11 protein-coding genes and 2 pseudogenes are annotated in these 13,902 nt (G+C 54.6%); all 13 read right to left on the reverse strand.

The window, feature by feature from the left end; all coding sequences use genetic code 11:
- Positions 1 to 460, reverse strand: a pseudogene (locus tag ABLV12_RS19550) (type VI secretion protein VasK); the annotation flags it as partial.
- 292 nt (positions 461 to 752) lie between these two features.
- On the reverse strand, positions 753 to 1,889 hold the full coding sequence (locus ABLV12_RS19555; protein WP_224251330.1) for a hypothetical protein: 1,137 nt from the start codon (positions 1,887 to 1,889) through the stop codon (positions 753 to 755).
- Positions 1,886 to 2,143 carry a PAAR domain-containing protein gene (locus tag ABLV12_RS19560; RefSeq protein WP_004101503.1) on the reverse strand — a complete coding sequence of 86 codons (258 nt, stop codon included), beginning with the start codon at positions 2,141 to 2,143 and terminating at the stop codon, positions 1,886 to 1,888. Before ABLV12_RS19560 ends, ABLV12_RS19555 begins: the two co-directional genes overlap by 4 nt.
- A gap of 53 nt (positions 2,144 to 2,196) precedes the next feature.
- Positions 2,197 to 4,596, reverse strand: coding sequence for a DUF2235 domain-containing protein (locus tag ABLV12_RS19565; protein WP_125286754.1), 2,400 nt, complete (start codon positions 4,594 to 4,596; stop codon positions 2,197 to 2,199).
- Positions 4,584 to 5,234, reverse strand: coding sequence for a DUF3304 domain-containing protein (locus tag ABLV12_RS19570; RefSeq protein WP_348867239.1), 651 nt, complete (start codon positions 5,232 to 5,234; stop codon positions 4,584 to 4,586). Before ABLV12_RS19570 ends, ABLV12_RS19565 begins: the two co-directional genes overlap by 13 nt.
- Positions 5,222 to 5,796 (reverse strand): annotated as a pseudogene (locus ABLV12_RS19575) (DUF3304 domain-containing protein). Before ABLV12_RS19575 ends, ABLV12_RS19570 begins: the two are co-directional and overlap by 13 nt.
- Positions 5,797 to 5,887: 91 nt before the next feature.
- Positions 5,888 to 6,238: a hypothetical protein gene (locus ABLV12_RS19580; protein WP_201506159.1), complete on the reverse strand. Its 351-nt coding sequence runs from the start codon at positions 6,236 to 6,238 to the stop codon at positions 5,888 to 5,890.
- Between the two features lie 62 nt (positions 6,239 to 6,300).
- Positions 6,301 to 7,107 carry a DUF4123 domain-containing protein gene (locus ABLV12_RS19585; protein WP_004112476.1) on the reverse strand — a complete coding sequence of 269 codons (807 nt, stop codon included), beginning with the start codon at positions 7,105 to 7,107 and terminating at the stop codon, positions 6,301 to 6,303.
- A complete protein-coding gene (gene vgrG, locus ABLV12_RS19590) occupies positions 7,108 to 9,486 on the reverse strand; it encodes a type VI secretion system tip protein VgrG (RefSeq protein WP_348867240.1) in 2,379 nt (792 codons plus the stop codon).
- Complete coding sequence (locus ABLV12_RS19595; RefSeq protein WP_126489002.1) at positions 9,483 to 9,722, reverse strand: hypothetical protein; 240 nt, start codon at positions 9,720 to 9,722, stop codon at positions 9,483 to 9,485. Before ABLV12_RS19595 ends, vgrG begins: the two co-directional genes overlap by 4 nt.
- Before the next feature lie 250 nt (positions 9,723 to 9,972).
- Positions 9,973 to 11,679, reverse strand: a complete 1,707-nt coding sequence (locus ABLV12_RS19600; protein WP_196558114.1) for an OmpA family protein — start codon at positions 11,677 to 11,679, stop codon at positions 9,973 to 9,975.
- The gene (gene tssL, locus ABLV12_RS19605; protein WP_016808562.1) at positions 11,676 to 12,341 is read right to left on the reverse strand and encodes a type VI secretion system protein TssL, short form; all 666 of its coding nucleotides are present in this window, start codon (positions 12,339 to 12,341) and stop codon (positions 11,676 to 11,678) included. The genes ABLV12_RS19600 and tssL overlap by 4 nt, the downstream gene beginning before the upstream one ends.
- The gene (gene tssK / locus ABLV12_RS19610; protein ID WP_348867241.1) at positions 12,338 to 13,681 is read right to left on the reverse strand and encodes a type VI secretion system baseplate subunit TssK; all 1,344 of its coding nucleotides are present in this window, start codon (positions 13,679 to 13,681) and stop codon (positions 12,338 to 12,340) included. Before tssK ends, tssL begins: the two co-directional genes overlap by 4 nt.
- Positions 13,682 to 13,902: the final 221 nt, after the last annotated feature.

Consider the following 13,902-nt stretch of genomic DNA (forward strand, 5'->3'; position numbering starts at 1 on the left):
GTTGCGCCACCCCCTCCGGCGTGGCGCCGGGCGGGAACAGCGCCCCCACCGTCTGACTGATGCGGGTATCCTGCGGCCAGGCGCTGTCAGTCACCTGCCACAGGTACACCGGCGGCTGCCAGCGCAGGGCCTCCCCGACCTGCTCGAGGGTGCGAAGATGGTTATCCAGGGTAGCGCTGGTCGCCTGCGTCTCATCAAGCGCCAGCACGATGCCATCCAGCGGACGGCTGCGGCGCAGCTTGCGCAGGGCGGCCAGGCGTTCAGTATCCGGCGCGGATGACAGAGTGCCGCCGTAAATCAGCACCGTGCGGTGGCCTTCGAGCCACTGCTTTTCCGCCAGACCGGGGACGATGGCGGCAATGTGCGCGGGTTCACCGGCCACCAGCAGCAGGCGGACTTTGTGGCGCCAGAAACGGGTATAGCGGCGGCGGAGATGGGTGGCTATTTCTTTCGATAGCATCGGGCGTTTCAACGCCAGCGTCTTTGCTGATGTACTCTGTCCAGCCGCTGATGAACGCCTGGCTCGACTGATGATCCAAAGATGTATCGCCAGAAAAACCAGAGATACGACACATACCAGCACAATCCAGAGAAGACCGCACACCAGTAGAATCGGATAGATAACCGACCATTTTGCAGCATGGTCACCTATGAAAAACCAGTACGCCAGTCCCCCCAGTAAAATAAGGAACGTGATCGCCACGGCTGTAAGTACCACCGTGAACGCAGCAGAAATAGTTTCTTTCTGATTTTTATCTGTTTTCATGAGGTTTAACAATTCCAAGCGCCAGGGGGTGTAAAGGATCAGTGGCTATCCAGCCGCAGGGTTGCGACTGGCTTTGTGCGAAAATGGCAGCAAGTGATATCACGACAAGCGCCTCAAGTTTTCCCGTATTACCCCAAAAATTGTCCTGCAAATGATGAGTAACGTTCCAGCCGCTGCCTGCCAGTTCAGATTGTTGCGGGTGAGAAAAAAGAATGCAGGCGTCAGGTGCTGCGTCAAGTTCACTTTGCTTCTGTGCTCGTTCACAGACATCCTTCAAATATTCCGTTGCCGATGGGGAAAAATATTCCCCCTGTGAGAGCAATACAGCCCCCTCAGCACTCACAAGCCACAAGGCAGCGGCTTCTCCGGCAGGCAGCAAATCCTCTGCCGAGGGGACTTCAGACTGGCACCCAGCCACCAGAATTTGCGTGCCATCGCCCTCTGAATCCAGAAAGGCTGCAATATCTGACAGTGAACGTTCTCCCTTCCACATAATCGGTAATTCAGGCAGCACAATGCCTGGAAAAGAGTCCTTTATCTGTGCAACAAACGCCTGCCATACGCTCTCGCTCCCCTGCCAGTAAAAGCGCTGCGGCGAGACCAATTTTTTGCCTTCGCGCTGCCGTTTCCACTGTAGTACCAGCATACGAGCCAGTTGATTTTCACGTTCCGTCGCATCGGAAGAAAAAGAACGCGCCACACGCAGCGCTTTACCGTTTGCCTCCTGACGTTCTGCTGGCGCTTTTTGCTCACGCTTAAGCAAACGCAACCAGTCCATCATCTCCGCCCCGGCAGGGCCAATCAGCACCACATCCTCCAGGGAAAACTGCCGACGATGCTGATACCACCAGTGACTTTGTACCTGTGCCACCTCCGCTTTCCAGGTGGATGAGTGGTGAATTGAAAACCGGTAATACAGTAGAGAAAGAAGCCAGAAAAGCCCCATGACGGTTAACGTGAACAGCATCGCGGCAAAAACGATCCCGGAGCTTGCATCTGTTCCCCGTAATAACGCACTCGCAGCGCCGACCGCCGGGACCAGTAATGCTCCGGCCCCCAGCCAGCGTTTTGCCGCAGGCGGTTTAGCGGTGCGATAATCAGGAAAATCAGGTAGCGGTCTCACTGTGCAATACCGCAGTCGGGAAAAGAACTCACCAGCGTACAGCCACAGGCGCAGCGGTGTCCGTGAAGAGCGACGGGCTGACCATCCACTTTTGACAGCGAACTGCCTTCAATAATCGTGGTCATACCATGCTTATTGCATTTTACCGGATCGCCTTTAGTGGCAATGCCTTTTCCAAAACACAGATAATGTCCGGCCAGAACTTTACCGCCATACTCCCGCAGGGTATCGCCTTCGCGTATTACCTGTTTCATATTTATTCCTTGTATTATTTACACAGGCATCCGTATATCAGAACGCCATTTCGTTATGGCCACAGTGAGGCTATCGCCGCTTTCGTACTGGCCAGTTTTTCCGCTTCCCGCGATTGTTGCTGCCAGGCGATTAATTCCGCTGGCTCGTTTGTCAGCGCAGGTTGAAGGGGAAGATCGGACAACATGGTAAGGGGAATATCCGCAGAGCTGTTTACCACGGATATTTTTTGTTTTATTTCAGGCGGGGAGTTTTCACCCATAATAGCCCCTCCTTTCTCAGCTCGCTCGATAATAAAATCAACGTCAGGAACCGTATCTTTAAATCTCCCCTCAATAAAGCGCCCGTATTTCACAAGAGGTGTAATATTTTTACTCATCAGCTCACCGAAATAGATCATCCGGTATAAAAAGTAACTTCCCCACGGTTCCCTGGCATCAAGCGTCGCCTGCATAAACCAGGCCCTGGAATCATGAACCTGATCGTCAAATAATGCTCTGACCAGCCCTCCGGGTTGTTGCTCGTTGCTGCTTTCCCCCTGAGGAGGAAAGAGCATTGAATATTTTTCATTGGCCTCTTTTTTTATCTTTATATATTCGCCACTTACATCATCATCGCTGAAGGTATAAACCAGGTTACTCAGTTTATCCATTCCCTTATATATCCAGTTTCCGGTTACGGCACGCTGTTTTAGCTGATAGTCCTCGCGAAATTCTTCCGCAGCCTGGCGCAGCTGCGTCTGCCCCAACGCGGGATCAAAATCTTTCGGCCCCGGCGGATAGGGGATATAGGTATCTTTTTCAGCAGACTCCTGCATTTTACGCCGTGTTTTCTCTACTTTCCGCTGTTTTATATCTCGCGCCTGTTCGGAAGCCTCTCTAATTTTGGGGTCGCTGTCTTTATCCATGCCGTTTGCGGCTGCATCAATATAAAACCGCTGTTTTGTATAGTTGCCACTCGCATAGCGACCGATACGCCAGGCGGTTATCCAGGTGATTTGATCTTCCAGCGCGGTAATAACGTTGACTGATGCACGTACAGGTTCGTATCTGGCAGCATTCTCATCATTTATTTTTTCCAGAGATGAGGGAAGGTTTAATGTTAATTCACGCCAGGCGTTGAAGCGCTGGATCATATCTGGTGCAATATCAAATTCGTGGCTGAGTTCAACGGGCATGATGCGCCAGGTATCTTTTTTCAGGTCATCGGGCAGTGCATCCTTCAAAACTTTAAGTGGTGCTCCGGCAAAAAAAGCAGCAGCATGAATATCATGCAATGCAATCTGCGATAATAAATAACCGTCGTTATTTGCCACTGCTTTTCCCTGATCGCCAGGCATATAACCACCACCAATATCCGAATGCATACCGGGATACACCATCTCTCTGGCATAGGATGGATAGGTTCCGTCATGGCGGCAAATCGAATCCAGAGGAAAACAGAGCCGCTGCTCGTAGGCAGAAACCAGATGCACGCAATTTTTGATCAGGCCGTTATCGGGCAGCTCCATTGCATTATCGGCCCAGCCCATATGTCCTTCCGCAAGAGGGGCGATATGCGCCACGCCAACAGAGGCCACCGTATCCAGCAGTCCCAGAAATTCGACGCTCAGCGGCACCTTCCAGTTAGCGCCTTCCAGCGTCAGACAGAGATCCGGCTTCGTTCCTTTTCTGAAACCATTGGGCAGCAGTTCAACCAGCCAGTTGACAAAAGCCCTTGCCGCCGCCGCTCCGCGTGAAAAACCGTACACATACAGCTTAATCCCCAGCAGTTTCGGTTTACCGGGTTCAGGCTGCTTTAACGCCAGCTTCAGCTCGGGTTCCAGATCTTTTAAAAGCTGCCGGAATACTATTGGTCGATATTGATCTAAAGCCCCGAAGGACATCTCTTTCACCGCTTTCCAGCTTTCATTATCGGATAACGCAGGTTTGCCCAGCGTGCGTCTTAAGGCATCGATAATGCGAATAAGCGCCCAGTTAATTCGCTCTTCGCCATAGGTAGCAAAAACCAGACCGGGTGTACTGTAATTCAGATCCGCCACTTCCGGGAAAGGGGTACCAACGCCGGGAATATAGTACTTGTAATATTTATTCCCCGACGTCCCTTCCATATCCACCAGTTCCCCGGCGTGTCCCTGGACGCCACCGGCGTGCCCCTGGCCAATGGTTGCGCGAAAAAGACGGGCAATATTGGTGGGATGTTTAGGAACGTCGATATAAAGATCGTTGTTCAGATTATTACCGGTGCCGTCGAAAAACAGGCTGATATGCAGCGTCTTACAGCACGGCGGTTCCACCAGTCGACCCGCCGCCTGGCAAAGTTCATTGCGGTAAGCCAGTTCATGGCTGTCCTGCTGCTTACAGTTTTGACCGACTAACGCCGCTTGTGTGGGTAAACGTCCATTTTCAGGAAACAGAGGAGGATACCAGACTACATCAGGCTTCATTGTGGACATACTTTGGGTTCCTCCATTTTGATCGGATCTTTAATCGGATAATTTGGATTGCCGTAGTCGTAGCAGCTGGTGGTGACTTTTATTTGATCGCAGGGTAAAAAGTGAACCTTTATTCCGCAGGTTTTTTGCCCGGTATAATCGGGAACAGGGACTATTTTTGTATGCGCTTTATTCAGTGCCTTAATTTTCCTATACCATTCTTGTTTTTCATCAAAATACACTTGCCATACTTGATAATAATTTTTCTCGTTCATCCCGGAGGTATCAGGTCGTTTCGGTTCAGGAATTTCAGGTACATCATCGGCAAAAGCCACACCCGTTTCCCACTCAACTTTCACCGTCATTCCCGGTTTCCATTTTGTCGGCACGCCGTAACAGCAGCCACCGCCTCCCCCCTGCCAGGGGCCGATAATATCCAGCCCTGACTGCCCGTCTACGCTGAAATGGTTTATCGCCCAGTGGGTATGGTTAACCGCTTCTATGGTACCGCTGCCGCCGCTAACATTCTTTTCTCTGGCAGGCCTGTCACAACCAGCCAGCAATATCGCCACAGCGATAAAAACAAGGCGTGTGAACCATCGTCCCTGCTTCGGAAACTGCGGAGGATACCAGACTGCATCAGGCTTTATTGTGGACATACTTTGGGTTCCTCCATTTTGATCGGATCTTTAATCGGATAATTTGGGTTGCCGTAGTCATAGCAGCTGGTGGTGACTTTTATTTGATCGCAGGGTAAAAAGTGAACCTTTATTCCGCAGGTTTTTTGCCCGGAATAATCGGGAACTGGGACTATCCGGCTATGTTCCTGGTTCTGAGCTTTTATTTTTTTTCCCATTCTAAATATTTAGCGTCATCTCCATATCCTGGAAAATCCATTGAATAACCGACACCCGTTTCCCATTCCACTTTCACCGTCATTCCCGGTTTCCATTTCGTTGGCACACCGTAACAGCAGCCACCGCCGCCGCCCTGCCAGGGGCCGATAATATCCAGCCCTGACTGCCCGTCTACGCTGAAATGATTTATCGCCCAGTGGGTATGGTTAACCGCTTCTATGGTGCCGCTACCGCCACTGATGCTCTCCTCTTTCGCGAGTCGATCGCAACCAGCCAGCAATATCGCCACAGCGATAAAAACAAAGCGTGTCAGCCATCGTCCCTGCGGTGGATACCAGCCTAAATCAGACTTTATTATAGACATATCTCAGGTTCCCTTATTTTAGCCGGATAAACAGGGTTATCATTAGATTCAACCGTCATCTAATAGCCGCTTATTGTTTGGTCTTTTTTTTTCAAATATTTTTTGGATCCATGTCAGAGCCACAATGAGGACATTTATCGATTTTATAGTTAACAAAATTCATGCATGATGAACATCTGTATATGTGTCCGGTATGTTTTGGCCAACGCTTATCAGGAAAAAACAAAGCGATAAAAACACTAATAACAGGAAGTATAAAATAAAAAGAATTTGCCGGCTCTCCCCAGGATAATAGCATAACTATCGCTAAAAACATCATAGACGCTTTGATAAACAAAACACAAAACACCAGAGCAATAAAAAAGCTTTGTTTTTTCCAGACAATGATTCCAACCAGTAATATTACCGTTCCAGAGATAATAACTTTTGTATCACTATCCAAATACATAACCCCTCCGATGTAAGTAGCTATGATCCCTATTGAAAATACCACTCCTGATGACTTTATAGATTATTAACACCAGAACTGCATTCATCAGAATAAATTTTATTTTTAAGAATATACTCAGCCACCCACTCATTACGTTTATCTTCGAAAAGCACACCTTCTTTTGTCGCAGCCAGCATAGCCTTAAAGCAAGCAGAAAATTCACTTTCTCTGTTCATAAAAAGGTTCTTCGGTAATGGCAGATAAACCAATAATTGTTTTGCATCACACAGACACATCAGACTTTCAAACTGATTATCAGTAAATATGATTTGCTCACTCAATTCCTCTTCACCTAATGCTGCCCCGTTTCCTTCCAGCAAAACAGGTGCTTCGTCGCGATCCAGCCAGCTCCAGAATAATGTCGGTCTGTGGAGCTGACTTTGCTGTTCATCACTAAGAACATGGGTAAAAAGATACGAAAATATACGCGTATCCCAGAAGCGAAATATCCCTGCACGCCCCTCATGCTGCGCATCAATGCAACGGATCAACCATTCAGCCAAAACTTCGAACCGCCAGGATGACCCCAGCACCAGTAAAGGCGCTGTTGCCGCAGCTTCACTAGCCAGCGCATATAACCACTGCACCTGCTGAGCATCTTCCAGCTCAATACGTACCAGCAAAGGCGCATCGTCCGGGTAAATATTCTCCGGCAATCCCTGGTAAAGGGACTGCCATTTTATTGCCGGAGAAAACCCGGAAAGAGCCGGAATGACGGAGAAATTCACGCCGCACTGATCGATAATCATATCGACATAATTGTGACCAATCTGCTGACACGTCAGCTGGATTTTATCCAGCCAGATCTTTATGTTGTCCATTTACGCATCCCTCGGCACAAAACCCTGAGCCAGTTCCTGAGCCCGTTTGAGGCATTCTTTACATACTGATGAAGGCAGATCGGGCAACTGGAAATCTTCGCTGGCTGGCCCCTGCAAATTATGTTGTCCTTTCAGACTTAACAGGCCAGGTCCATGAATTTCAATTTCTCCCTGCGGAGTCAAGCGAATGTAAGCGCCGCCACACCCAACAGTGATACCATTCTTCGCCGTAAGCTGAAGATGTCCCTGTGTGGACTGTACGGTAACATCCTGAAGAGATGTTAATGAGAGAATATCGCTATGAGATTCGATATTCAGCGGGCCTTTTGCAGATACCAGACGAACACCTTCCTGGCGGGAAAGTAACGATATCGCCTGGCTGGCATTCACTGCAAGCCTCTGCTCGCTGGCAATACTGACTTCTCCAATACTCTGCATATACAAACCGTTGCCACTGTGCAGAAGAATGCTTTCTGGCGTAACGCTCCCTATCCCCTCCGGTGCTTCCATCAACAATACCGGTTTCTTTATCTGGTCCGCCTTTTCAACAAACTGCTTTAACGTATCCATATCTGGTGAGAAATTACGGTGCGTTTGCGTCACACTCTCCCAACCGGCAATAAGGTTTTGCGCCCCCCTCAACAGACTGGTTGCAGGCTCCATCGCCAGCTGCTGCCCCTGCGCTTTCATCTGCGCATCAGCGGTGATGAATATCCCTTTCCCGGCCCGTATCGCTCCGTAGCTGTCGGTACGCAGCTCGAATCCCTCCCCGCGCGGCTGTTTTCCGCCGTCCACCAGATGCCCCAGGTTCAGCTGGCTCTTGCCGCCGTACTCCGTGCTGACCTTGATGTGCTCTTTTCCCCGCGCGTCGTCGAGGCGGATTTTGTTGTTCGCCGGCGTGCGCAGCACGTTACGTTTATAGTTCCGGATGGTGACAGGGTCCGGGTGCGCCGAGTCGTGCAGGACACCGGCTATATACGGCCGGTCCGGGTCACCCTGTTCAAAGGCGATGGCCACCTCGGTGCCCGCCAGCAGCGGCAGATGCAGGCCGTACGTGTCACCGGCATACGGGCGCGCCTGGCGTACCCACAGACTCTCTTCTCCCGGCTGCCAGTGGTCGCGGTCGAACAGCAGGTTGACCCTGTAACGCCCGTCGCGGTCGATATGGCCGTAGATATCACTGCTTTTCGTGCTGGTGACCCGCGCCGGCAGCGTCCCGGCCATCACCGGCCTGGCGATAGTGGCCGGGCGGAAGCCGTAATCTTCTAAGTACGGGATGGCGTGGAAGGCCACCTCAAAACTGCGGTCGCGCCGGGCGCCGCTGTGGAGGTGGGTTATCATCACCCCCTCCCGGAAGGTGCCGGTGACCTCTTCGCCGCCGCTCACCTTCAGTTCCTGACCGGGGGCGAGCGTCGCGCAGCTGCTCTTTCCGCTCAGCCGGGACTGGTCGTTCAGGTAACGCTCGTGACGCAGGCGGGCATAAAACGCCCCGCTCTCCGGCGCCGGGTCGCGCGGATGGCTGTCGCCCGGCGTCAGGTAGTTATCCCCCCAGTGGTACGCCTCGCCGTAAGTGGTGCTGTCGCCCCGGCTGACATCGATGCTGAGGCTCATCTCCGCCGGCGCGTTGCGGTAGTTATAGTCCCGGGTGAACACCGACTGCGGCACCACGCGATGCCGGCTTTTCAGCGCCCACACCGACTCGGTACCGCTGTCGTGCTGGCCGGAGGGCGGCACCGACGGCAGAATCAGCCCCTGCCCGTCGTGCCGCTGGTCGTCGTAAAACTCCACCACGTCGATGTTCAGCCGGGTGTCGGCGGTGAAGCGGAACCAGATACCCACCTCACTCAGCAGGCGGGTGATAAAGCGCAGGTCGTCCTCGCCGTACTGCATCACCTGCTCGCGACGCAGATACGCCTGCGCCAGGGTGAAGATAAAGTCCTCCCCGCGCATGCCGTGGCGGGTGCGCAGGATATGCTCCACGATATCCGGCACCGACATATCCTGGTAAATCCGGTTCTGGTGGCTCCGGGAGAGCAGCGCCAGACGCGGCTGCAGAGTCAGGGAATAATGCGTTTCGTCCCGGGAGGCGGAAAGGCGCTCAAACGCCGTCACCACGCCCTGAATCGTGCGTACCGGCTGCCGGATTTTTACCCCGAAGCCCTGGTCAACCGGGGCCTGCAGGGTGAAGGCGGCATCCTGCATCAGCATCTGCTGCGGCGTGAGGGTTTTGTCGGCGCTGGTGAATTCAATCTGGTAGCTGAACGGTTCGCTCAGGGCCTCATCGCCTTCAAAGGCCAGCACGTCCAGGAGGGCGCGGCAGCCGCGCACCGTTAACAGAGGATGGTTGTGGCTGAACTGCTGTGCCGGGATATCACTCATTCGTTCACCTCTTTCTCAAACGTCATCGCAATCATTTTCTTATCGTCCCGACCCGGAGAAGGGCGCTGAGGCAACTGTCCTGCAGCCACAGGGCTTAAGCGCAGCTGGCTTACCGCCGGTAATATCTGCTGGCAGAGCAGGCTTTTTCCGGCGTCAGGCGGCAGGCAGAAGAGACTTTCTGTTGCGCGGGCGCAGTTTGGGTGAAGACGACGTAACAAAATGGCGGGATTTTCCATGAGAGTTTCTCTTCAATCATTTCAGGTACGCTACCGCCCGTCGCTGTTCACTTACCAAAGCGCATCAGGCCAGCAGACCAATTTTTGTCGTTGTTGAACACTTGCCCCGCGGCTGCTCAGCAAAATAACTGCGGACAGGAAAACCTGCCCGTTTCAGGCTCAAGTAGTGACACCTACGTTTGGCGAATGGGAGTCTGTGATATCCGCTCCGCCGTTGCTCTTCAGCAACAGGCAGACCGGAGTTGCCATGCTACTTCTCCGTTTCATTGATTGACGCGCCGCTCTCCCGCGATAAGGCCGAAGGCATGCCCGGTGGCTGGCAGGCATTCACCTGCGGTACCAGACTGATTTCGACACGGCGGTTCAGCGCACGCCCTTCAACCGTTTCATTGGTGGCTACAGGACGGTTCTCGCCGAAGCCCTGCACCGCAAAACAGCTCTCCGGTACATCTCCGGTGTCACGCATCCAGTCGCGCACCGATTCGGCACGCTTCAGCGAAAGTATCTGGTTGGCTTTTTCCTCACCGGTACTGTCGGTATGGCCCGCAACGACAATCAGCCAGCCGGGTTTTGCTTTGATGCCAACCAACGAGTGCACCAGCAGCTTTGTCGATCCGGGCTTAAGCGCCCACCTCCCGGTATCGAACAGCGACATGCTGTCGAGGCGGATGGTTTTCGGCACGGTTTTTTGTGCTGGTTTTTGTGGCGGAGGTGGGGGTTCCCAGGAACGAATCGCGGCCAACACCGGTATGCGTAAATAGGCCCCGTGATACAGACCGAGACTCAGGTTCAGCGGCTCACCGCGGCGCGCCCACTGATCCAGTTGAACCGCATCCCCACTCAGGATTTGCAGGGCGCGGGCTTTCGAGGCGTAGTCAACCATCGCAATCTGCTCATAGTGCTGAATATCGAACCCCACCCGCTGCAGTAGCTGGCGGTTGTTCCACGCGCTGGCGCACAGTGCGATGAGAATGGCAAGGGTGAACAGACAGAACGCCCGGCGTAAAATCCTGGCGCGTGGCGTCTCGCTGACGCCCAATGGCAACAGTGGCAGAATAAAATCCGGTAACAGGACATCCGCTGATGAGGTATCAGGCTGCCAGCCAGGTAGTGAGCCCAGAGCGGTATGATGAGACAACCAGCGCTGCCACAGATTCTGAGGCAGAACCGGTGCCCCCGACGGCGTCATGTGATACAGCATCATAGCGGGTATCACCGGGGGCGTATCAACAGAGGGCGCCGTCAGCATAGCCAGCGCCGTCTCGTGCGTCAGGCGAACCAGCGCATTCATCCTCACCTGTGTGGCCAGACGCTCCCTTCCGTTCTTTTGCGCCAGCCAGGTCCCGGTGCAGCAAGGCGCGTCATTCGCCTGCCACACCTGCATGGCTTCCCCGGTCTGCGCTGTCTGCCATAGCGAGTGAGGAACAGACGCCCCTGCCACGTGACTGCTCAGTAGTAAAGGCACCGAGCGGCGGCAGTCGCTCCGCGCCTGGTTCAGCTGCCAGCGCAGCTCATTAAGCCCGACCGCCAGCGCCGCCTCATCACCGTGCAACTGCGGGCAAACGCAGACCATCACCGCCAGCTGCGATATCAGATCCGGGCGTTTACGCAGAAGAGTACGTACCGTCTGCTGCAGTTCGGCGGTAGGAACATTTAACCAGCAGCCCTGAGCCGTACGCAAAACCACCCCGCACTCCGGCCACCTGGCGATATCACCGCAGACCAGCACCACCGGCAGGCGGTACGGCGCGTCCGGAATGTCATCCAGCCAGGCATCCTCTGTAAGTCCCCATTCCCCCTTGCGCCCGGCGACAATCAGGGCAACGATGACTGCGGTCAGGATCAGCGCAACAGCCAGAATCCGCCCGCCGGTAGCCAGCGGCAGAAACAGCAAACAGAGCAGTACCGCAAGGATCCCGGCCCAGAGCCATAACAGGCGCAAATGGTTCACGCTCATTTTTCCGCCCCGAGCAGCAGGGTTGTAATCAGGGAATCAAGCCAATGATTTAGCCCCAGCCACAGCGCGGCGATCGCAACCAGCGACAGCCCGAGGCAAACCGGCCAGCGTCGCAACCCGTCCGCCAGGCCGCTACGCCCGGATATACCCGCCAGTACAGGCTGGCTCTGGTCGGTTTCAAACGGCGAAACGCGCTCCGCCAGTCTGGTGATAAGCTGGTCGCGAACCGGCTCATCCAGGGCATAACATCCCTTAAAGCCCAGCATCAACACGCGATGGAAGCAGGTCAGTACCGCCACATCCGGCGCGGGCTCATGCAGAACCTGTCGCATCCGCTCATACAGCGCATCGCCGGCGTCCAGGGCACCGAAGTATTTCGCCTGCAGCGGACGGTCATACCAGACGATGCAGGCATCATCCTCACCTTCACGTCCTTTAGCTGTCTCATCCAGCAGCGCACACCAGGCGTAGAGAATATGCCGACGGCTCGCCTCGCTGAGGCCCGCGGTCTCCAGTTCCGCCATGACCTTTTCAATATGCTCTACGCAATGTCGCCAGAGGCGTTCGCCCTCCCCGTCGGCCAGTCTCGCCCCGCACCGCAGTTCCGTCACCGTCAACCAGGCGTCAGCCATCAGGGCGTCGATATTCGTATCCTGTTTCATGAGCGCAGTACCGCATAGAGTTCGAGTTCAGGGGCGCCCAGCAGACCGGGGACGTAAAAGACACAACTGCCTTCCAACAGCATCGCTCGCGCCGCCGGATGGGCCATATCAAGGGTGAAATACTGGTTCTCCAGGCGCAGCGGGATGGCCGCCGGAACGTGGCTCATCGCGCGCAGAGGGATGCCGGGTTGCGAACCGTTAACGACCCGGTCGACTTCATCCGGGCTGCCCGCTTTGCACTGAAGCGGAAACTGCTCCAGTAGCTGCGCTACCGGCAGCGCCGATCGTACCGAGAGATAAAAATCCGCCTCTTCACGCAGTCGTGGATCGTGCAGACGGGCATGCCAGCGCTTGCGTCGTTCATCATGAACCATGTCAATCGCCACCACCCTCGATGGCAGACTGGCTTCCAGCAGTCCCCCCAGCAAGTCAAACAATCGAGGAAAGACCGCCGTTAACTGCTCATGACGATAGGCCGGAATATCGGCTGTAGTGTGTTCAAGAGAAAAAGTCAGCAGGCTACCTGCCAGACAGGCCAACGCTGTATACAGACGTTCCGGATGCACCTGCGGATGACGAACAAAATGGCTGAGCAACGGCTCAGCGCTGTTGAGCGCACTCAGCAGCCAGAACAGCGACACGTCCGCTACCGCGAAGTCGGCCATTCGCTCGTTGCTTTCCCGACGCATAGACATCAGGCGCTGCAGGCGCGCACGGAGCTGACCCGCCAACTGTTCGGTCTGTTCCCTCAACCAACGGCTGGCCTGTACGTTCAGCAGCGGCGGCAGAAAAGACTCGTCCTGCGACCAGTGTCCCTGGCTATCGCGCGTAAGACGGATCGCGGCGACGGTCTGGTAATCAGCGTTGTCGCTATCGGCCTCACGCAGCGTCAACTCCGGCTGCATTACCGCAATCTGGCGGCAGTCCTCCCCATAGCGGTTTCGCACCTCCCGCCAGGCCAGACGCCAGCGCACGGGACGCTCCGCTCTCTGCTCCGGCTGCAGACAGTTGCCACCGTTCTCATGCTCATGGGGCAGCGCCAGAACCACCGTCAGTTCGTGATGTTCTGTTTCCGGCAGGTTCATCACCGGCGGCAACGCATCGGCGTTATCGCTATCAATGAGCGTGCCGTCGGCGAAACGCACGCACAGGTGGTCGGCTTTCAGTTTCCCCTGCTTCAGCAGCGCGGTATTAAACTCCGCCCGCGCCACTCCCCAGGGATGAATTGCCCCCAGCCGGGCGACATACTCTGTCTGCCAGGCCGATTGCGCGGTTTCCTGCTGAAAATGTTGGGGAGAGATCATCTGCCCCCGTCCCCATAACGGTCGTACTGTTTTCATCCCTGCTCCTGTATTACGCTTTTGATATCAGACCCACCTGCGACAGGGGCACGTCCGTGTCTTCCAGGGCTTTGTCGGGCTGCTCCGCGCTATTTTCCGATTGACGGCCCTCACCCTTAAACTTTTCTATAACGCTTCCAGACCCTCGCCTGAGGGGCGACAGAAAGCGCCTCCATATCCAGAAAGGGATTCATCTCACCCCAACTGCACGCCCGAACCAG

The organism is Klebsiella sp. CN_Kp100, from assembly GCF_040065315.1.
GTDB lineage: Bacteria > Pseudomonadota > Gammaproteobacteria > Enterobacterales > Enterobacteriaceae > Klebsiella > Klebsiella oxytoca.